15 protein-coding genes are annotated in these 19,740 nt (G+C 43.5%); 9 read left to right on the forward strand and 6 right to left on the reverse strand.

Annotated features, from left to right (window positions below; all coding sequences use genetic code 11):
- Positions 1-245: 245 nt before the first annotated feature.
- On the forward strand, positions 246-2,207 hold the full coding sequence (gyrB, locus tag WG943_RS18230) for a DNA topoisomerase (ATP-hydrolyzing) subunit B (protein WP_340411208.1): 1,962 nt from the start codon (positions 246-248) through the stop codon (positions 2,205-2,207).
- 102 nt (positions 2,208-2,309) lie between these two features.
- Here the strand turns inward: gyrB and WG943_RS18235 are convergent, their stop codons facing one another.
- Positions 2,310-5,294 carry a M43 family zinc metalloprotease gene (locus WG943_RS18235; RefSeq protein WP_340411209.1) on the reverse strand — a complete coding sequence of 995 codons (2,985 nt, stop codon included), beginning with the start codon at positions 5,292-5,294 and terminating at the stop codon, positions 2,310-2,312.
- Positions 5,295-5,859: 565 nt separating this feature from the next.
- Here WG943_RS18235 and WG943_RS18240 point away from each other — a divergent pair.
- From WG943_RS18240 to WG943_RS18260, 5 genes are all read left to right on the forward strand, one after another.
- The gene (locus WG943_RS18240) at positions 5,860-6,867 is read left to right on the forward strand and encodes an NAD(P)/FAD-dependent oxidoreductase (RefSeq protein ID WP_340411211.1); all 1,008 of its coding nucleotides are present in this window, start codon (positions 5,860-5,862) and stop codon (positions 6,865-6,867) included.
- Positions 6,867-7,190 (forward strand): 2Fe-2S iron-sulfur cluster-binding protein, encoded by a 324-nt coding sequence (locus WG943_RS18245; RefSeq protein ID WP_340411212.1) that lies wholly within the window; start codon positions 6,867-6,869, stop codon positions 7,188-7,190. The genes WG943_RS18240 and WG943_RS18245 overlap by 1 nt, the downstream gene beginning before the upstream one ends.
- Before the next feature lie 167 nt (positions 7,191-7,357).
- Complete coding sequence (locus tag WG943_RS18250; RefSeq protein ID WP_340411214.1) at positions 7,358-7,948, forward strand: hypothetical protein; 591 nt, start codon at positions 7,358-7,360, stop codon at positions 7,946-7,948.
- A gap of 33 nt (positions 7,949-7,981) precedes the next feature.
- A complete protein-coding gene (locus WG943_RS18255; RefSeq protein ID WP_340411215.1) occupies positions 7,982-9,139 on the forward strand; it encodes an amidohydrolase family protein in 1,158 nt (385 codons plus the stop codon).
- A gap of 66 nt (positions 9,140-9,205) precedes the next feature.
- A complete protein-coding gene (locus WG943_RS18260; protein WP_340411216.1) occupies positions 9,206-10,861 on the forward strand; it encodes a S41 family peptidase in 1,656 nt (551 codons plus the stop codon).
- 35 nt (positions 10,862-10,896) lie between these two features.
- Here WG943_RS18260 and WG943_RS18265 read toward each other — a convergent pair whose 3' ends face one another.
- From WG943_RS18265 to WG943_RS18275, 3 genes are read right to left on the reverse strand one after another with little or no spacing between them, the layout of a single operon-like run.
- The gene (locus tag WG943_RS18265; protein WP_340411217.1) at positions 10,897-11,838 is read right to left on the reverse strand and encodes a DUF5996 family protein; all 942 of its coding nucleotides are present in this window, start codon (positions 11,836-11,838) and stop codon (positions 10,897-10,899) included.
- A gap of 55 nt (positions 11,839-11,893) precedes the next feature.
- On the reverse strand, positions 11,894-12,982 hold the full coding sequence (locus WG943_RS18270; protein WP_340411219.1) for a hypothetical protein: 1,089 nt from the start codon (positions 12,980-12,982) through the stop codon (positions 11,894-11,896).
- Complete coding sequence (locus WG943_RS18275; RefSeq protein ID WP_340411220.1) at positions 12,954-13,418, reverse strand: hypothetical protein; 465 nt, start codon at positions 13,416-13,418, stop codon at positions 12,954-12,956. The genes WG943_RS18270 and WG943_RS18275 overlap by 29 nt, the downstream gene beginning before the upstream one ends.
- 184 nt (positions 13,419-13,602) lie before the next feature.
- Here WG943_RS18275 and ppk1 point away from each other — a divergent pair, with 184 nt between their 5' ends.
- Positions 13,603-15,705, forward strand: a complete 2,103-nt coding sequence (gene ppk1 / locus WG943_RS18280; protein WP_340411222.1) for a polyphosphate kinase 1 — start codon at positions 13,603-13,605, stop codon at positions 15,703-15,705.
- 206 nt (positions 15,706-15,911) lie between these two features.
- On the forward strand, positions 15,912-16,811 hold the full coding sequence (locus tag WG943_RS18285) for a Ppx/GppA phosphatase family protein (RefSeq protein ID WP_340411223.1): 900 nt from the start codon (positions 15,912-15,914) through the stop codon (positions 16,809-16,811).
- Positions 16,812-16,852: 41 nt separating this feature from the next.
- Here WG943_RS18285 and WG943_RS18290 read toward each other — a convergent pair whose 3' ends face one another.
- Positions 16,853-18,208 carry a M23 family metallopeptidase gene (locus tag WG943_RS18290; protein WP_340411224.1) on the reverse strand — a complete coding sequence of 452 codons (1,356 nt, stop codon included), beginning with the start codon at positions 18,206-18,208 and terminating at the stop codon, positions 16,853-16,855.
- Between the two features lie 154 nt (positions 18,209-18,362).
- Between WG943_RS18290 and WG943_RS18295 the strand changes: the two genes are divergently transcribed.
- A complete protein-coding gene (locus tag WG943_RS18295) occupies positions 18,363-19,199 on the forward strand; it encodes a murein L,D-transpeptidase catalytic domain family protein (protein ID WP_340411226.1) in 837 nt (278 codons plus the stop codon).
- On the opposite strand, the gene WG943_RS18300 is transcribed toward WG943_RS18295, so the two are convergent.
- Positions 19,180-19,737 carry a thioredoxin family protein gene (locus WG943_RS18300; protein ID WP_340411228.1) on the reverse strand — a complete coding sequence of 186 codons (558 nt, stop codon included), beginning with the start codon at positions 19,735-19,737 and terminating at the stop codon, positions 19,180-19,182. The genes WG943_RS18295 and WG943_RS18300 overlap by 20 nt on opposite strands.
- Positions 19,738-19,740: the final 3 nt, after the last annotated feature.

Here is a 19,740-nt window from a genome sequence, read left to right on the forward strand (position 1 = left end):
TTCCTGTTTAATACCTCAGAAAGGTTGCCTGCGAAAGTGGGTAGCCTTTTTGTGTTTTTTATAGCTTAAGGCTACATTTTAAGGCACTATCGGGGCATCTAATTTGTTAAAATTAAGTGGATTGTAACGCAGTAAAATAGCAGGTAGTAATTAGCGACTGTTATTGCTGCACTTCAGCCCTCAAAAAGTATAGCATTAACCAAATAAAAATGCTAGTTTTACCTATTCAATCTACCCTAATACACATGAGTGAAGTGGAAGAAAAACAATTGCATAATAATTATTCAGCAGATAGTATTCAGGTACTTGAAGGGCTAGAAGCAGTACGTAAGCGCCCTGCCATGTACATCGGTGACATCGGTATAAAAGGTTTGCACCACCTGGTTTGGGAGGTAGTAGACAACTCGATTGACGAGGCACTTGCCGGCCACTGCGATACGATCAATGTAACCGTAAATCCAGACAACTCTATCACGGTATCTGATAACGGCCGTGGTATTCCTACAGATTTTCACCAGAAAGAAGGCCGCTCTGCCCTGGAGGTAGTAATGACGGTACTGCACGCCGGTGGTAAATTTGATAAAGACACATACAAAGTATCAGGTGGTTTGCACGGTGTGGGTGTGAGCTGCGTTAACGCACTCTCCACAGACCTGCACGTAACTGTGCACCGCAACGGTAAAATTTATGAGCAGCACTACAACATTGGTGCTCCTGCTTATCCTGTGCGTGAGATCGGCGAAACCGACAGAACAGGTACAACCGTACAGTTTACGCCGGATGCTTCTATCTTTACCACCACAGAGTATAAATACGATACCATTGCCAGCCGTTTGCGCGAACTGGCATTCCTGAACAAAGGTATTCGTATTAACCTGCAGGACCTGCGCGAGCTAAACGAACAGGGCGAACCAACTAATTCAGACTCTTTCTTCTCGGAAGGTGGTTTGAAGGAGTTTGTTGCTTACCTGGATGAAACACGTGAGAACCTGATACCGGAGCCAATCCATATTGAGAGTGAGAAGAACGGTGTTCCCGTAGAGATTGCGCTTCAGTACAACACGTCTTACACCGAGAATATCTTCTCGTATGTAAACAACATTAACACCATAGAGGGTGGTACGCACGTTGGTGGTTTCCGCCGCGCGCTTACACGTACCCTGAAGGCTTACGCAGATAAATCTGGTATGCTGGATAAGGTGAAGATAGATATTGCCGGTGACGACTTCAGAGAGGGCTTAACAGCTGTTATCTCCGTAAAAGTACAGGAACCGCAGTTCGAAGGCCAGACCAAAACTAAGTTAGGTAACTCCGAAGTAGGTGGTGCGGTAGATGTGGCTGTAGGCGAAATGCTGAACGAGTACCTGGAGGAGAACCCGAAGGAGGCGCGTATGATTGTGCAGAAAGTTATACTTGCAGCACAAGCTCGTAACGCAGCCCGTAAGGCCCGCGAAATGGTACAACGTAAGAGCGTACTTTCCAGCACCAGCTTACCCGGTAAATTAGCCGACTGCTCTGATAGCGAGCCTGCAAATTGCGAAATATACCTGGTGGAGGGTGACTCTGCGGGTGGTTCTGCCAAACAAGGCCGTAACCGTCGTTTCCAGGCCATACTTCCCCTGCGTGGTAAGATCCTGAACGTAGAGAAGGCGCAGGAGCATCGCATCTACGAGAACGAAGAGATCAAGAACATGATCACGGCGTTTGGCGTGAGCTTTGGTACGGCAGATGGTGAGAAAGCCCTGAACATGGAGAAGCTTCGTTACCACAAAATCATCATCATGACGGATGCGGACGTAGACGGATCACACATCCGTACGCTAATCCTTACCTTCTTCTTCCGCTACATGAAAGAGCTGATCGAGAATGGCTACGTGTACATTGCTTTGCCTCCGCTATACCTGGTTAAGAAAGGCAAAGAAGAGCGTTACTGCTGGAGTGAGCAGGACCGCTTGGATGCCATTGCTGAGCTTGGCAAAGGCAGAGAGGAAAGCGTAAACGTGCAGCGTTACAAAGGTCTTGGTGAGATGAACCCGGAGCAGCTTTGGACTACTACCATGAACCCGGATGTAAGAAGCTTAAAGCAGGTAACTATTGAGTCTGCTGCTGAGGCAGATCACCTGTTCTCGATGCTGATGGGTGATGAGGTAGGCCCACGCCGTGACTTTATTGAGCGCAATGCAAAATATGCCCGTGTAGACGTGTAATACAACGTACATTTTTATACTTCAAAAAAGGCCAGCCATACCAGCTGGCCTTTTTTGATCGGGATTAGGACCTTGAAGTTCTTCGCGGTTAGTTAACCGCGGCTAGAGTTTTACGAATGAACGACTAACGCGAGTTTGGTCATACCAAATCACTACAACATATTGTCCATAGTTCCAATTTGTTAGATTTACTCTATGCTCCCAGTTTTCTGCCCGCTTGTTCATTACACCTTCTTCAAGTTTAACTCCTAAAATATTGTAAATTACATAGTTAATCTCATTTTTGCTTGTATGTAATGCTGTCCGAATAACTATTTCCTGTGTAGCAGGATTAGGAAATATCTCAATTGATTTCTCAAGAACATGAGTAGGAGTTAAGGCTGTAACTCCTATATTTACCTCATCTGAAATTAAAGACGAACAGTTTTCTGATGTTACCTGTACAGCATATGAGCCGAATGTCATTACCTCATATACTTGCTCTTTAGCTCCTACAATTGGCTGCATATCTTTGAACCATTGATTACCACTAGTATTGCTAGAGGTAAGTTTGGCGATGCCTGAACCAGAAGGAGCACCTTGTGTAATAGTAGGTTTGGTAGGAATATCTTTTACTTCTACCTCAACAGAGGAGCGCACTATACATCCAGCCTCGCTTTCACCGAAGAGTCGAAATGAATAGGTACCAGACTCTGCAGGTATTATATATGGATTTATGAAATAACCTGCCCCTAATAAGCTTTTACCATTTGAGGCCTCCCAGTAGTATGGTTTATTTGGAACACCTCCTTGAGCAATCAAAAAAATAGTATCTCCCAAGCAAACTGTGTTCAGGGATGCAGCAGCTTTAAGACCTGTTTCATTCACAACAATAAAGTCTTTTTTACTAATTGTGTTATTACCCAAAGCATTGGAGGTAGTAAGTGTAACTGTATAGGTTCCAGGAGTGGAATAAGTGACAAAAGGATGCTGTTCTTTAGAGGATGATGGAACTCCACCAGGAAATGACCAATTCCAAGATGATGGAGCTCCTGTGGAAATGTCGGAGAATTGAATATTTAAACCTTCACAAACAGAGGTGTTTTTAACATTAAAATTAGAAACAGGCACATTCATAACAGGAGGAACTTTTATCTCCAGATTATCAATGTATATATTTTGCCCGGAAGATCCTGCTGATATTACTAAAGCAAGACTAACATTTGACAAACCATTTAGACCCGCTAAAGAAATTGATTCTCTTCTCCATTGTGTAGCAGCAGTTGGTATGAATATTTGCTCCTGTATTTCAGGTTTGAGAGTAGCAAGGTCTTCCCCACCTTTCTTCCATAATGTAGTATATGTTAAGCCACAATCCGTTGTGTACTTTAGAGATATTGTATCTAAGGAAGAGTATTTAGCACTGACCACACGATCATCGTATAATGGGTCCCCAGAACCAAGTATGGGTTTATAGGCCACATCAAAGCTAATTTCGGCATTCCTATATTGCGCAAGATTTAATAAAGGGCTCAAAAACCAATCCTCTTTTCTTTCCCCGAAAACAATACTTGTGTACTGTTCCACTCTACCCCATTTTAAAGCAGTTGTTGGTTTGCCATCTGACCCTATGATATTTCTTATAGGAGCATTAAATTGACGTACAAGCATCCAACTAAACCCATCATTACTTTTGTTATAGCTAAGCCAATTAGGAAATATTGCAGCTGTTTCCATATCTTCCCTCATTGGTAGTGTAAGAAAAGTATTTGACTTAACAATTAAGAGGTTGGGTATATATAAAGTGTCGCTTCCTATGTTGTTTCGCACAACTAACTGTACTCCAAAAGAGCCTATAACATTAAAGAAGACCGTAAGATGTTGCTGGGTAAAAGTACTCAGAAGATTTCCAGATCTGTCAAGGATTGACCATTGCCAGGAAGTAGGGTTATTTGTGGAGCGATCTGTAAGTCTGAAATTCGTAAACAACGCGCATGCAAAGGTTCGGTCAACTTCAAAATATGCTGTGGGCTTACCATTATCCTGAAGATGTACAGTTGATTTCAACAAGGATTTTCTTAAGGTAAGGTTCATCAATACTGTATGCATTCTTACCTTCTGATCATTAGTAAAAATATTACTACAATCAGAATAGTTCATTAAATTGTCAATTGGGTCCAGACCAGGGGTTGGACATGTATCGATACCAGTAGGGCATCCAAAGTTTGGCCCTTTGTGAGCAGGGGTGTCTTCACAGAAATCATCTCCTGAACAGTCGGGTATTTCTTCGTCTGATGGTCCCCATGTATGACGAAGCCCTAACCAATGGCCAAATTCATGGGCTACAGTTTCGCTGAAATTATTAATAGATGAACTTAAGTAATCAATGACGATGCCATCTCTTTGGGTAAGATCGCTAATAGTATAAGTTTCCGTTAAAGTTATTGGGGAGTTGGCGTAAGATCTATCGCTAAGAGGGCCATCTTTATGATCTACTATCCAGATATTTAAGTATTTATTTGAATCCCAAATTGTAGTAGGTTTTAATTCGTTTTCAATACTCTTATATACATCCAACAGCGTCATCCCTGGTGTATATATATTATATTCATATCGATGTATACCCGGTTCTGAAAGAGATACTCCCTTAGGGTCACGTAATGCAGGAGCCAATTCTATACCTATATCGGCAGACGCAGGGTTTACGCTTTCGACCCTCTGTCTTAAAAAGTCATTGACAATTTTTAACTCTTCATAAATATATTGAGCGTTTAAGTTTACCCCTGTACCAACAGGTTCTCCATTATGGATGATATGAAAAACTACAGGTAGTATGAATACTTCATCTTTGATACGTTTTGTCTTTAGGGTTTCTTTGTATTCGATAATTTTTGCTTGTAAAGCTTTTTCGAAGGCGTCTTGACTGCCAAGTTCAGGATATTGCTTTCTCAATAAATTTTCTACTTCAGAGGTGTAGCAAAAAGGTTGATTGGACTTGTTGAGTTCTAGCTGCTTCTGAGCAAAAGAATTATAAGAGAAAAGAAAAATAGAAGTTAAAGAAAGAAGGAGTACAAACTTTCTCAAATTGTAATTTAAGTTTTTTTTCATAGCTTATTCAATTTATCATAGTGTTATATTTAAATTTTATAATAGTAAAGTTTAAGGTTGTTATTATGATTTTACGTTTTTCATTTTATCTCATATCTCTAAATGAATAGATTGAAGTGAAAGAGCCTTTTGAAAGGGAGAATAGCAATTTGTAGTATGGGAGTTTTGTGCTCATAGTTCAAGTTTGGGTTCTATTGATAGGCATAAACCACAAGGCTTTATAATTCTTGAGTAATAGCAAAACTCCCTCTCCTGATTTTAGGAGAGGGCTGGGGTGAGGTAAACATTCAGGGGTGGTTGGACCACGTACAGCAGAGAAATCCCAAAAGTCAATATAATCCCCCCCCCTTAATCTGCGGTACCATGTTGTAACATTAAATCTTCGCTGCATCACAACCTAAATGGATTTAGGTTGTTGTCGTATCAGAGTATGTATGAGCATAGTCCTGTTAAGTTTTAATGACGAGAATCATGAACAAGAATAACAGAAAAAACTATGGATGCTAAACTGTTGCTTGTAAATTTACCGCGACAGTTAGTGTTAAACACAAAAGTTAATACCTAAATGATAACAACAGATATATGTATCGTAGGGGCAGGTCCGGTGGGCTTGTTTGCGGTGTTTGAGGCAGGTTTGCTGAAGATGCGCTGCCACGTTGTGGATGCCCTTCCGGTAGTAGGAGGCCAGCTGGCCGAAATATACCCTAAAAAACCGATTTACGACATACCAGGCTTCCCAAGTATACTTGCCGGTGAGCTGGTAGATAACCTGATGAAGCAGATTGAGCCGTTCCACCCTACGTTTACACTCGGTGAGCGTGTAGAGAAGCTGGACAAGCAGGAGGACGGTTCTTTTATCGTGACAACATCTGATAACACAGAAATTGCCTGTAAAGTAGTGGTGATTGCCGGTGGCCTTGGCTCATTTGAGCCACGCAAACCAGCCATTGAAAACCTGGAAGGTTTTGAAGGCAAAGGCGTAACCTACATGGTGCGCGACCCGGAATTGTTCCGTAGCAAGCGCATTGTACTGGCCGGCGGCGGCGACTCCGCACTAGACTGGACTATTTACCTGGCAGGCCTTGCCGAGGAGCTGACATTGGTACACAGAGGCTCTACCTTTAGAGGTGCGCCAGAGTCTGCTGAGAAGGTGCTAAGTATGGCCGAAGAAGGACATATAAAATTGCTCCTGAAATCTAATGTAACTGATATACACGGCAACGGTAAACTTGACTCTGTTACGGTTTTGATCGATAATGATACAGAACACAAGATTGAGGCGGATTACTTTATTCCGTTGTTCGGATTAGTACCAAAGTTGGGCCCACTTGAGAACTGGGGACTGGAGCTGGAGAAGGGCGCTATTGTGGTAAACACCTTCGATTACTCTACCAACATAGAGGGCGTGTTTGCAATCGGCGACATCAATACGTATCCAGGCAAGCTGAAGCTTATACTTTGCGGCTTCCATGAGGCGGCACTAATGGCACAAAGTGCTTACAACATCATTTACCCGGACAAGAAGTTTGTACTGAAGTATACAACAGTTAACGGAATACAGGAACTCAGCTAATGGAAGATACCATAAACATACACGTAGAGCTGGAAGACGGCAGCCGCGTAATGCTGGAGGCGCCTACAGACATGGGCCTCTCGGTGATGGAAGTGATGAAAGCCAATGAACTGGACGTGGCGGCAATTTGTGGCGGTATGGCCATCTGTGCTACCTGCCACGTAGAGGTGCTGCAAAGCGCAGAGCTGCCAGAGCCCAGCGATGATGAAGCTTATATGCTGGAAACATTGCCGCATGCTACTGCCACCAGCCGCCTGTCGTGCCAGCTAAAGGTAAAACCTGAACTGGACGGATTGGTTGTAAGGCTAATGCCGGAAGCATAAGTATAATCTAATTTTAAGTACAAGATAGCCATATCTCTTTTGGGGGTATGGCTTTTTAGTTTCTGTAACAGATGAAGTATGTAAAGAATTTATACTATATTAGTCATAAAGTATATTTTAAGCTCTAAAGTTATACTTTGCATCCACATTCTAAACCAACATCATTTATGAAAACAAAACTTATATTGTTAGCCTTTGCAACACTGTGTTTCAAAGTATCCGCACAGTCTATAAAACCTCTTACAGAACCCTCAGAATTAATAAGCATAACCAAGTTGGAGTTGGGGCTTCATGGGGTTGGCGCAGGCTACGAAATACCGATAAGTAAAAAGTTTACTGTTAACCTTAGTGCCGGTCTGGGTGGGGGATATTCCATTTACGGTAATGACTTTCGTAGCACCTGGGTCATAAACGACCCGGTGGCTTATTTCAGATCAGAGGTAAAGTATATTTATAACCGGGAGAAGCGATACGGCAAAGGCAAAGCGATGCTAAACAACTCCGGTAATTATGTTGCCTTTCAGACAAAGTATACCACAGCCAGAATTTCCGGAAGAAAAGACTTTGATCCATTGAACAAGACGCTTTTGAACGAGATGCATTGGGGGATACAAAGGCCGCTTGGACAGCGGTTTATATTTAACACGCACATAGGTTTAGGCTTTGGTGCTGACTTTGATTCTGGAAGCAAAACGATTTACCCTGCAGCAGGCCTTCAGTTTGCCTATATCATTTCTAAAAACAGGAAATCTTTTTAGTCGAAATCAGCCACACTATCTTAAAACAAAAGTATGCGTCAAGGCAGAGGTACTCTACTGTTCACGTTAATGATCTTTTGTTCTGTTGCATGCACACCTAAACAGAAAGTTGATACAATAATTAAAGATGTTAGGGTGTTTGATGGGGAAGAAGTGTATGAAAAGACTAATGTTGTTATCAATAAAGGCCAGATTGTAGCTATCGCACCGGATGCGGCAAAGTACAATGCAGCGGAGATTATAGAGGCATATGGATACACAATTGTGCCGTCCCTGATTGATACCCATGTACATATCAGTTCTGAAAATCAGTTAAGAGATGCTCTAAGCGGTGGGGTTTTTACATTACTTGATCTGCATTCTGCTCCTGGGGTAGCCAACAGTTTAAAAGCATATTCAGACTCTTTATACTTTGCCACACTACTATCTTCGGGTCCTGCCATAACAGTTGCAGGCGGACATGGCACTCAGTTCGGCTACAAAATACCAACAGTTAGCTCAGAAACGGATCCTTATACTTTTGTAAAAGAAAGAGCAGAAGAGGGCGCAGATGTCATCAAAATAATCAGGGAGCCAATGGTGCAAAGCCTGAGTTACGAAAGTATAAATGCTCTTGTACAGAGTGCACATCAACTTAATAAAGTAGCCATAGCACATGTATCTACAGCCACCGATGCTGCAAAGCTGGCAGAGCTATCCGTTGATGGCTTTGCCCATGTTTGGTTTGATAGAAGTATAACACCATCGGAGTTAGAGTTGCTGAAGCAGAAAAAGCCCTTTGTAACTCCCACACTGCTGGCCACAAAAGGGCTGCTGGAGTACGGGCAAAAAAGTGGTCGGTCTAATCAATATCTTAGTTTAGAGGAGGTGCAGGCAGAGGTGAAAAGGCTGCATAAAGCTGGTATTGTACTCTTAGCCGGTACTGATGCGCCAAATCTTAACTTAAAGTTTGGATCGGACCTGGTGGAAGAGCTTAAGTTACTATCTGCTGCGGGCTTAAGCGAGGTAGAAGCACTGAAAACTGCCACGGCAAATCCTGTCAGAGTTTATAAGCTGGATAAAAATTCACTTCCCGCTGAAGGCCGAATAGCTAATTTTTTACTTGTAAAAGGTGATCCTACCATTGATCTGGCAGCACTAAATAATATAAGTCGCATTTGGAAAAAGGGGAGGCAACTAAACTTGAAATGAAAAAGTTTTTGCATTACTTCTAAGATAAATAGACGAATTAAATCGCATTTCCCCTTACAATAACCTATGAAAAAAATTATTCTATGTTTGCTACTGCTCTACAGCTTTACAACCCTTGCCACACCTAAGTTAACCGAGAATCAGAAGCTGGAAAGCCTTGCCAAAGTATGGGGCTTCCTGAAGTATTATCACCCGAAAGTGGCTGATGGTAAGTATAATTGGGACGAAGAGCTATTCAAGATTCTGCCACATGTCAGGACTGCTTCTACAAAAGAAGAGTTATCCCAGGTCTACATAAAGTGGCTGGACACTCTGGGAAAAGTAAAAGACTGTAGGACTTGTAAGCAAAATACAAGTATAGAATACTTTGATAAGAACTTCGATTTAATTTGGTTTAACGACAATTATACTTTCACAGCCGAACTCTCTGAAAGGCTTAAGTTTATTGAACAGAATAGGCATCAAGGAAAGAAATACTATGTGTCTGCCAACAAAAGCATCAAAAAAGCCAACAACGTCAAAGTCACCAATGAAATTATCTACAAAGACTTTAATTGGAATAATGAAAATATAAGACTACTCGCCTTGTTTCGGTATTGGAATATAGTGGAGTATTTCTTTCCATATAAATACCAAACTGAAACAGACTGGGATGAAGTACTGCAAACCATGCTTCCGAAGTTCCTGTATCCCAAAACTGAACTTGAGTACCAGTTGGCAATGCTTGAACTGGTAGTAAGTATAGACGATAGCCACGCCGGATACCACAATGACCAATTAGATCTCTTCTTCGGCCAGTATCTAATTCCTGCAAAATTTGAATTGATAGAGAATAAAGCAGTAATTACCGGCTTTTACATAGATTCTTTGGCAAGAATAGACGATATACGAATAGGCGATGCTATCACCAAGGTCAATGATCAGGAAGTTGAATCCATCTTCAAAGAAAAAGCAAAATATATAACCGGCTCAAACATTTCAAGAAAAAAGCTTAATGCATTACGTTTTATCTTCAACGGCTCTTCTGACTCATTGAAAATTGAATTTATCAGAGATAACCAAGTATACACTAAAACCATCAAAAGGTATTTGGTAAATGAGCTCAAATCCAGAGCTAAAGAAGCTAAGAAATTCAAGATACTAGACGAAAATATCGGCTACGTCAACATGGGCGTGATCGTTCCCCAAGACGTTCCCGAGATAATGGAAGCACTGCAAAGCACTAAAGCTGTTGTCTTCGATATCAGAAATTATCCGAAAGGAACTTTATACGCAGTAGCCGACTACATTAGCTCCAAAAGAAATGACTTTTATAAGGTTACTTATCCTGACTTAAATTATCCTGGAAAATTCATCTGGAAAAACGGCCGACAATGCGGACAAAGCGGTGATTTAAAATATAAGGGCAAAGTGGTTTTATTAACAAATGAAAGATCGCAAAGCTATGCGGAGTTTACTGTAATGGCTTTGCAAACAGGCGATAACGTAACCACGCTAGGAAGTCAGACTTCAGGAGCCGACGGGAATATAAGCACAGTTGAAATGGTAGATGGCCATAAAACAGTGATAACAGGTATAGGTATATTTTACCCGGATAGCACAGAAACACAAAGAAAAGGAGTGAAAATTGACATAGAAGTCAAGCCAACAATACAAGGTATTATTGACGGAAAAGATGAAGTGCTAGACAGGGCCATACTTTATATCCAAACAGGAAAATAACTAAAGTATAAAATTAAAATCCTCGGAAGTATAAGCTATAACTCATTTAGCGGTATAACCCGTAGCTCTTCTACAGGCCAGTTGGCTAACTGTGCACCGGCAATGTAAGCACTCTCTAAAAAGCTTAGCAGCTTCTCGCGCGGGTTGTCTAGCTGGCGTAGCTCTTCATAGTTTAATAAGGCCATAGGGCTACCGTTTGCGTCTGCCCATTGTGCTTGCTTTGGGTAAAGCTTTTCCAGCTCAATACCGTCTGGCGACGGAAAAGTATATGAGTAAAAGGCTGGGTAAGGCACCTGATCGTCTCCGGGCCAGAAGCCAAAACTGATTACCTCATGCGAATATGCATCTTTCTCTACCACACTTTTCTCTATAGGCACAGGTAAACTCTTTCCTGAAAAGCGGGTAACCGTTAAGTCCATGTGATGCCAGTACAGGTGCACCGGGCATATCTTACCGTAGAACCTCCCGCTGAACTCTTTTAATACCTGGTCTACGGTTACCAGCACGCGCCAGTAGCGGTGTACCTGCTCCGGGTTATAAGTAGCATGTGTGTAATCCTCTGCAAAAGGTATCTTGCTTTTATTGTCGTATGGTTTAGCAAGTATGGCTACTTCTATTCCTAACACTTTTAAAGCCTTCATCACGGAAGTATAAAAGTTTGATACACTTAAACCATCCTGCAACGCAATGCTTTCTGTTGCACCTGTGCTGGTTCGTAACACTAATTGGTGCTCTATAAAGTCAAAGTCTATCTCAAAAGTATAAAACTTATAAGGGATAGGGCCCGTGCTTAACCCGCGCGAAGTAACATATAGTGTAACGTTCCACCAGTGGTTGCGACGGGGCATTAGCATTAACCTGATCTTGCCTATTATCTGAAAGTATAAAATCAGAGTGTCTTTTGTCGGCTCCCAATCCTTAAGGGGCAGTGGCGGGAAATCAGGATTTTTAGCTGCTGTAGTTTCTGCTTTAGCCATAACTTTAGGTAAGATGGTATGCCTTTATGTTACGAGCTCTGGCTACATTTTGTGTTCAAAGTTTGCCAGCTATCCTGGTAATACCATTGGCAAGCATCCGGACTCCAGGCAAAAATAAAATGCCGGAAAGATAAAAAGACTTAGATTTAACACGCTGCCTAAAACACTCGAAAGGAGTGAGTGTACTTATGGCAGGCTGTGCTTCTGTGAAGTTTGTTTGAAGATCAGCTGCAAGCTTCCTGAATTTGTTACCTAGAAGCACATCGTATGGCAGCAGCAGGCATAAGAGAACAAGTGTGGCTACCACAAAGTATGTCTGGAAAACAAGCATGTTCATACCATGAAACAGTACCAGCAAAACACCCATAAGCGGTCGCAGCTCCTGCCGGAAGGCAGCAACTATACTTGCACTCTGCAGATACACGACAACTAGAAAGCTTAGCTGCCAGAACAGTGCATAATCTGTAAAAACAGGTGCCAGGTTAAATGGCAGGTCGTAGTTCCGGAAACTGACAAAAGCATTGTAAAGGGAGGCATGCGGGTGCAGCCAATGCACATCAGTTGTATTTAAGAGCAGCTTATAAAGCAGAGATGGTATTTTCCAGAGTCCGGCTAATGTATAGGTGAAAAGTATACCAGCATAAAACCAGTTTATACTTTTATGCAGTTGCTGCCCGGGGTGCTGCAGCGATGCTTTGCTGATGGGGATGAACACCAGGAACAAGTGCGCGAGCAGGAAAGTATGATTTACATGGCTTAAAAATCCATAGCCCCATTGCGGCAGGTTTAACCAAAGCAGGCTGAGTGCCAATGGAAGCTGCAACACGAAGGATGATTTGCTTTTGATCAACTGCCAGCCATTGCAAACTACAGCCAAGGCCAGTACACCAAAAAACAACGGTGCATTAGGTAAAGAAGGCATCAACCATTTTACCAACGTATGGTCGAACCAAAATATATCAGTGGGGCGCTGCTGCAGTTGCAGGTATTTGGCTGCTGTCCAGTAAAGCCACAGAAAGCTGAACAGGCGCAGGGCCAGCACAGCATAATAAAAGCTAAACACATTCCTGTACTTAACCTCCCGGTCGCCGGAAATATCCACTCCCTTCAATCTATCAGAAACGTAATACAGTAAGCGTGTCATAGTGCTGCGGGTGATGGAGGTGCTCCAGTGGGTGATAGGTTTCCTTTACAATTTTATAAGCTGCCGCAGGCGGGGCAACATACTTTACAAAAGACTGCAGCCGACTCCTGAACATCACAGAATCGGGAGCATCTGACAGCGCTCCGGCCACTAACTTATTCAAGGTGTAAACGTATTCGTCCTGAGTAAAATCTTTAGGGTTGTTCATCACAGACTGGCGCTGCCACATGGCATTATCAGGAGCAAGCGTATAAATTCTGTATTCCTCATAAATGTTTTTGCTGCCAAGTGGCTGAGTATAAAGTTTCCAGGTAGCAAAGGGATATAACTCGCCAAATCCGGCCATACCTGTTACAACAGAAAGTATAGAGCCAGCCATACTTACCGCAACCAAGCGTTTAGTATACTTTAAACCTTTGTTGGGATTCAATTTCATAAAAAACCAGCTACTGGCAGTGCAATTTAGAACAAGGTATCTAAAGTAATAAAATATATGCTGAGTGATGTAAGATTAAATAAAACTAGCTTATATGAAGGAATACCTATACTTTCTGCTTATATTTTGAGTTTAATAGTATCTTAGGTTTTTCGCGTTTTATACGCTCATAATAACAGAAAACATGCTTATCAATAAGGTCTCTGACCAGATAAAGAAAAGTAAATACATCAGCCGCGACCTTAGCTGGCTGCGTTTTAATTACCGTGTACTCGACCAGGCACGCGATACAAACAAGAGTTTTTTTGACAGGCTGAAGTTCCTGGCCATTACCTCGTCTAACCTCGATGAGTTTTTCATGATCAGGGTAGGCAGCTTGTACAATTACCTGGACTACGGCAAGGAGCGCCTCGACTACTCAGGGCTGCGTGAGTTGCCGTTCCGTAAAAAGCTGCTCGACTACGCGCACCGCTTCGTGAACGACCAGTACCTTACGTTTAACAGCGAGATAAAACCACTCTGCGAAAAGCACGGCTTCGACATACTCAAGATTAGTGAGCTGACAGAGATCGAGCAGAAGAAAGTAGATTCATACTTTAAGAACACGATTTACCCGCTGCTAACCCCGATGGTGTTTGATAACTACCACGGCTTTCCGTTACTGATGAACCAGCTGCTTACGTTTGGCGTAGTAACCCGCACCACCGAAGAGCAAAAAGCACTGGACAGGGTAACATTTGTACAGATACCGCAGAACCTGGCCCGATTTTACGAACTTACCCGTAAGGACAAGATTATTTTTGTGCCGATAGAGGAGATCGTGCGCTGGAAGATCAAAAAGCTTTTCCGAAATGTGGAGATCGTATCGGTTAACCTGTTCCGCATTACCCGCAACGGCGACTTTACCCTGGAGGAGTCCGACGATCTGGAGGCTGACTTTGTGCAGGAAATCAAGTCTAAGCTAAAGACCCGAAAAAAAGGCCGTGTGGTAAGGCTGGAGATAGAGCGTAACCCTTCGCAGTTTATGCTGCGCATTTTAAAAGAACGCTGGACGATTGACAATGCGAACATCTTCACGATCAATAACCTGATAGACCTGCGCAGCCTGTGGCAGATCATAAACCACCGGCAGTTCAAGGATAAGGGCTTCAAGCAACCGTCGTCGGTGGCACCGCTTAGTTTGCCAAGCGATGGCGTAGATCTGTTTGAGTACCTGAAGGAGCACGATGTGTTGCTGCACCACCCTTACAACAGTATGGAGCCCGTGGTGGAGTTACTGGAGCGTGCCGCCGAAGACCCATCCGTACTTGGTATAAAGCAAACCATTTACCGCCTTGCCGACCAGAGCAGGGTAACAGCGGCCCTGTTAAAAGCTGCTGAAAACGGGAAGCACGTATCGGTGTTGTTTGAGGTAAAGGCCCGCTTTGACGAGGAACGCAATCTGCGAGAGGGCGAGAAGCTCGAAAAAGCCGGCTGCTTCGTTATCTACGGTATCAGCAAGTATAAAACGCATACCAAAATGATGATGATCATCCGAAAAGAAGGGGAGAAGGTAACGCGTTACGTGCACGTTGGCAGCGGCAACTACAACGAGCAAACCGCCAGGCTGTACACCGACGTTAGCTTGCTAACTACCGACGAAGTATATGCCCACGATGTATCAGAGTTCTTTAATGTAATTACAGGCCACTCCAGGCCAAACGAGTACAAGTACCTGATGACCTCGCCGAAAAACATGCGCCACGAGCTGATCGAGCTGATACGCCATGAGGCAAAGAACGCAAAGAAAGGGCTGAAGAGTGGCATCGTCATCAAGATCAACTCTCTGGAGGATAAGGAAATCATCGATGAGATGTATAAAGCCTCTAAAGCAGGTGTACCTATCAAACTGATCGTGCGTGGCATTTGTTGTCTGCGTCCGGGCCGTGAAGATTTGAGTGAGAATATCACAGTTAAAAGTATAGTAGGAGAGTACTTGGAGCACGCACGTTTGTACTACTTCCATAACAACGGCGACCCTAAATTATACGGCGGCAGCGCAGACTGTATGGTGCGCAGCTTTGACCGCAGAATAGAAGCCCTGTTCCTGATTGCCAACGAAGAACTAAAGCGTGAGACTATTAATATTCTGCATTACAACTTGCTGGATAACCAAAACTCTTACATCATGCGTGAAGACGGTACCTATGTAAAGAAGCGAGCCCTTGCCAGCGATGAAGTGATAGATGTTCACAAGATCTTTTACCACAAGCATTTTGTTGAGGCAGCAGTAGAGGAAATTGTATAGCGAAGTATAACTAAAATCAGTAAAAGCCGGGGAAGTTCATACTTGCTCCGGCTTTTATTTTTTATCTGACATGCAAAATATGTATTCCCAAAAAAGAACAAATAAATAGTAAGTCTGATAACTCATTCAGTTCATTTTTCGCCCAAACTCTCCGGCATTTATGCGTATATTTACAGGCATATCATTAACATTAAAATCCCAGTTTATTGAAGTTAGCTGCTATTGATATTGGTTCAAACGCTGTGAGATGCCAGATCTCGAGTGTACTAAACCAAAACGGTACTGTCATTTTCAAGAAGATAGAGTATATCCGCTATGCCATCCGCTTCGGCGAGGATGTGTTTAACACTGGCTACATCGGCGAATACAAGGTAGAGAAGTTTATCAAACTGCTGCGTGCGCTGCAACTATTGATAGATGTGCACGACGTGGACCACTACATGATATGCGCTACCTCTGCCATGCGAAACTCTCTGAACGCACCTGAGATTCTGGAGCGTGTGTACCAGGAAACAGGTTTGGAAATAAATGTGATAGACGGGGTAGCTGAGGCAGAGCTTATCAATAAAGTTATCATAAACTACCTTGACGAGCGCAATTACCTTCACATTGATGTGGGTGGCGGGAGTACGGAGTTCAATATCTACGTGAACCGTGAGAAAATAGCTTCACAGTCTTTTGAGCAAGGCACGATCCGACACATGCACGGCAGAGATTCTGAAGAACTTTGGAACAGCATGCGCGAATGGATTGAAACCAACTCCAGAAAATACCAATTATCCCGTGCCATTGGTACAGGCGGCAACATTAACAAGATCTACGAACTGGCTGGCAAAGCAGCAGGAAAGCCTATTTACCGTAAACAGATAGAAGAAGTATCGGCGATGGTGGCAAGTATGAGCATGGAAGAGCGTATCACAAACCTGCTCCTGAACCCAGACCGTGCCGATGTTATACTTCCTGCCGCTGAGATTTACCTTTCTGCCATGAAATGGGCTAAATTAGAAAGTATGATCGTGCCAACTGTTGGCTTAAAAGACGGTATCATGCACGCCCTTTACGAACGCAACCATCCCGAACGGTTTGTAATCAGCAAGATAGGTTAGTTGAGTGTTGTGAGTAGGGGCTGTTCTGTTAGAATAGCTTTTTATCGCACACCCAACACAACATTATCCTGTACCCAACCTAGTTCGCCGTTCTCGGCTTTCACAAAAGTATAGCCATTGAAACCACCTAACACGGCAATTTTACTACCGGCAGCTAAACTGTCTTTGGCAGGAGCAAGTGTACTTGCCCCGTCTAACAGGTCGGTGGTGGAAGCCAGTTTTTCATATTTGATGGGTTTGGTGGTAGCCTCTACTAAGTTGTTGGCGATATAAGCCTCCGATCCATTCGGCAGCGCTACTCTGTACCAGCTGGCATAGGCACCTGTAACCAGTAGGGGAGTGTGTTGTGTAAGCTGCCTGTACACATTCGATTTTGTAGATGGCTGCTGGCGTACATTGGCTGCTTTAGAAGATACACGTACCCAGTTACCTAGTTTTTCCGCATCTACCTGTATAGCGGGTATTGGTTTGTTGCTGTCGTGCAGGTAAGGGTAAGGGTTGGTAGGGCCTTGGCCATAACGGTAAATGCCAAAGTGCAGGTGTGGGGCAGTGCCTCTTGCATTCCCCGTGTTGCCAACAAAGCCCAATGTATCGCCAACCTGTATGCGTTGGCCTGCTGTTACGGCCTGGCTATCGAGGTGGGCATAGTATAAATTTTGATTGCGATCGCGATCTGCCAGCCATACTACCTTACCTCCTCTAGGCGTTGTTTGTACCCTAGAGATAACACCTGGACTGGAGGCAATTACCGGAGTGCCACGCTTTGCGAATACATCTACTCCTTCGTGTAAGCGTGCTCCGTTATCACGCGGGTCGCCCCAGATACTGGCTATGTTGCGGCTGGTTTTACCTGCCACCGGGAAAGCCAATGTTGGTTCAGACTTTATAGTTAATGTGTACTGCCCACTACGCAATAACTCTGGCTGCACACGCAGTACATGTTGTACGTCATCCTCCACCTCATATACCAGTGTATTGCTTACTGTGTCTGCAAAGGCAAGGTGCTTTGGGTTACCAACTGCCTCAAACATATCCATAAAAACCAACATCGCCTGTCGTGCTTTTACCTCTAGGTTTACCACAATACGCTCACCACGTTTTGCATCTATTTTGTAACCCAAAGCTCTGGGCTTATCAGCAGAAAAGTAGCCTGTTTCTTTAAAAGGTAAGGTTACGGTAATAGAGTCTTGCAGTGCCTTTTCTCCGGCCCTGATCCAGTCCTGGCCGAGTGCAGTCTGGTCTAGTTTGGCATCTTTTATTTTGGCTACATAAGCCTCGTATGGCGTCTGGTTTTTAAATACTGTACGCAGTGTTTGCGGAGCACCGCAGCTTGCTGCAAAGAGTATAAGCAATGAAAACAAAAAGAAATTTATACTACCTCGACTAAAGTTTAGCATGTGAAGTTTATATTCGGATTAACTTGATAAACAATTAGATAAACAAAAATAGTGCCTTTTGTATCTGCTGCATGCTTATTTGAGCTTCGCTGGTGTAAAACTTAACCGAGCGGGCGCTGCTTCGTAGAAAATACTAGTTCAAACTGCAAAGCATATGAGAAAGCCCAGGTTCAGATACATTCGCAGAAGGTTAGCAAAAGGAGTACTTCCCTTATTTGCGCCGCTTGCGCTCACCCCATTGGCAACACCAATAGGCGCTTCAACATCGGCACCTAACAACGACTTTAACCGGGTTAAATCGCGCATTACAGATTATAAGGTAATGAAGTTTAACCAAGTGGCTTATAACCTGTACAACCACATGGGCTTACAGGAAACAGGCCTTAGGTTTGAAGTTTTTGATAAGGCGCTCACTGGTTATTATAACATGAGGCACCGGGATGAGGTTTCTGAAAAGCCTGTACTTACCATTGTAGATTTCACAAAGTCATCAAACGAAAAACGGCTTTGGGTGGTGGATCTGGATAAGAAGGAGATACTACATAACACCTACGTCTCGCATGGGCGCAACTCAGGAGACGAGTTTGCTGAGAGCTTCTCAAATGAGGAAAAGTCTTTTATGAGCAGCATTGGCTTCTATGTAACTGAATATACTTACCAAGGCAAACATGGCCTTTCCCTTAAGTTGGAGGGGCTTGACCAGGGTTTTAACACGAATGCCAAGGACCGTTGTATTGTAATGCACGGAGCAGAGTATGCTAACGAAGCTTTTATAAAACAAGCTGGCAGATTAGGTCGTAGTTTAGGCTGCCCTGCTATACCCATGGAGGAACACGAAGATATCATCAAAACAGTAGTAGGAGGTACAGCCATGTACATACACGCTGCCCACGATGCCTATACTTCCCAATACCTGGATCATGTAACAGCCATGGCAGAATTAATTAACGAGAATAAGAAAGACATACCGGCTACTGCATCTTCCACTTAATGCTGCACCCTACGCTTGGATGTTGCTGTGCCTGGGCAGGTTTATTATCCAGCAATAGATCTAATGCCTGCTTCAAATCTTGGCCTGTTACCGGCACACCACTGTTCGGCCTTGAGCTATCGAACTGGCCGTGGTAGGCAAGCCGCTTGTTGCCGTCGTACACAAAAAACTCAGGAGTGCACTCGGCCATGTAGTGGCGCGCCACCATTTGGGTCTGGTCGTAGAGGTACGGAAACGGGAACAGCATCTCATCGGCCAGCATTTTCATTTCCTCCGGCCCGTCCTGTGGCTGCAGCTGCACATCATTAGAACTGATGGCAACAAAGCTTATTCCCTTCTCCTGGTATTCTGTGGCAAGCTTTACCAGCTCCGGCAGAATATGCTTTACATAGGGGCAATGGTTGCAGATAAACATAATCACAGTCGCTTTCTGAGAAGCCACATCGTCTAAGGAAACAAGCTTATCCGAAACTGTGTCCAGCAGGGCAAAGTGGTGGGCTTTTGCACCTAGTTCGATCTGAGTGGTAGAGTGTGCCATAGT

The sequence above is a fragment of the Pontibacter sp. H249 genome (genome assembly GCF_037892465.1).
GTDB lineage: Bacteria > Bacteroidota > Bacteroidia > Cytophagales > Hymenobacteraceae > Pontibacter.

Excerpts from the sequence above, each read along its gene's own strand:
- WG943_RS18290 (WP_340411224.1), bottom strand. The coding sequence starts at position 18,208 with ATGCTAAACTTTAGTCGAGGTAGTATAAATTTCTTTTTGTTTTCATTG.
- WG943_RS18235 (WP_340411209.1), bottom strand. The coding sequence starts at position 5,294 with ATGAAAAAAAACTTAAATTACAATTTGAGAAAGTTTGTACTCCTTCTT.
- WG943_RS18265 (WP_340411217.1), bottom strand. The coding sequence starts at position 11,838 with ATGGCTAAAGCAGAAACTACAGCAGCTAAAAATCCTGATTTCCCGCCA.
- WG943_RS18250 (WP_340411214.1), top strand. The coding sequence starts at position 7,358 with ATGAAAACAAAACTTATATTGTTAGCCTTTGCAACACTGTGTTTCAAA.
- WG943_RS18270 (WP_340411219.1), bottom strand. The coding sequence starts at position 12,982 with ATGACACGCTTACTGTATTACGTTTCTGATAGATTGAAGGGAGTGGAT.
- ppk1 (WP_340411222.1), top strand. The coding sequence starts at position 13,603 with ATGCTTATCAATAAGGTCTCTGACCAGATAAAGAAAAGTAAATACATC.
- WG943_RS18260 (WP_340411216.1), top strand. The coding sequence starts at position 9,206 with ATGAAAAAAATTATTCTATGTTTGCTACTGCTCTACAGCTTTACAACC.
- WG943_RS18240 (WP_340411211.1), top strand. The coding sequence starts at position 5,860 with ATGATAACAACAGATATATGTATCGTAGGGGCAGGTCCGGTGGGCTTG.
- WG943_RS18275 (WP_340411220.1), bottom strand. The coding sequence starts at position 13,418 with ATGAAATTGAATCCCAACAAAGGTTTAAAGTATACTAAACGCTTGGTT.
- WG943_RS18295 (WP_340411226.1), top strand. The coding sequence starts at position 18,363 with ATGAGAAAGCCCAGGTTCAGATACATTCGCAGAAGGTTAGCAAAAGGA.
- WG943_RS18245 (WP_340411212.1), top strand. The coding sequence starts at position 6,867 with ATGGAAGATACCATAAACATACACGTAGAGCTGGAAGACGGCAGCCGC.
- WG943_RS18300 (WP_340411228.1), bottom strand. The coding sequence starts at position 19,737 with ATGGCACACTCTACCACTCAGATCGAACTAGGTGCAAAAGCCCACCAC.
- gyrB (WP_340411208.1), top strand. The coding sequence starts at position 246 with ATGAGTGAAGTGGAAGAAAAACAATTGCATAATAATTATTCAGCAGAT.
- WG943_RS18255 (WP_340411215.1), top strand. The coding sequence starts at position 7,982 with ATGCGTCAAGGCAGAGGTACTCTACTGTTCACGTTAATGATCTTTTGT.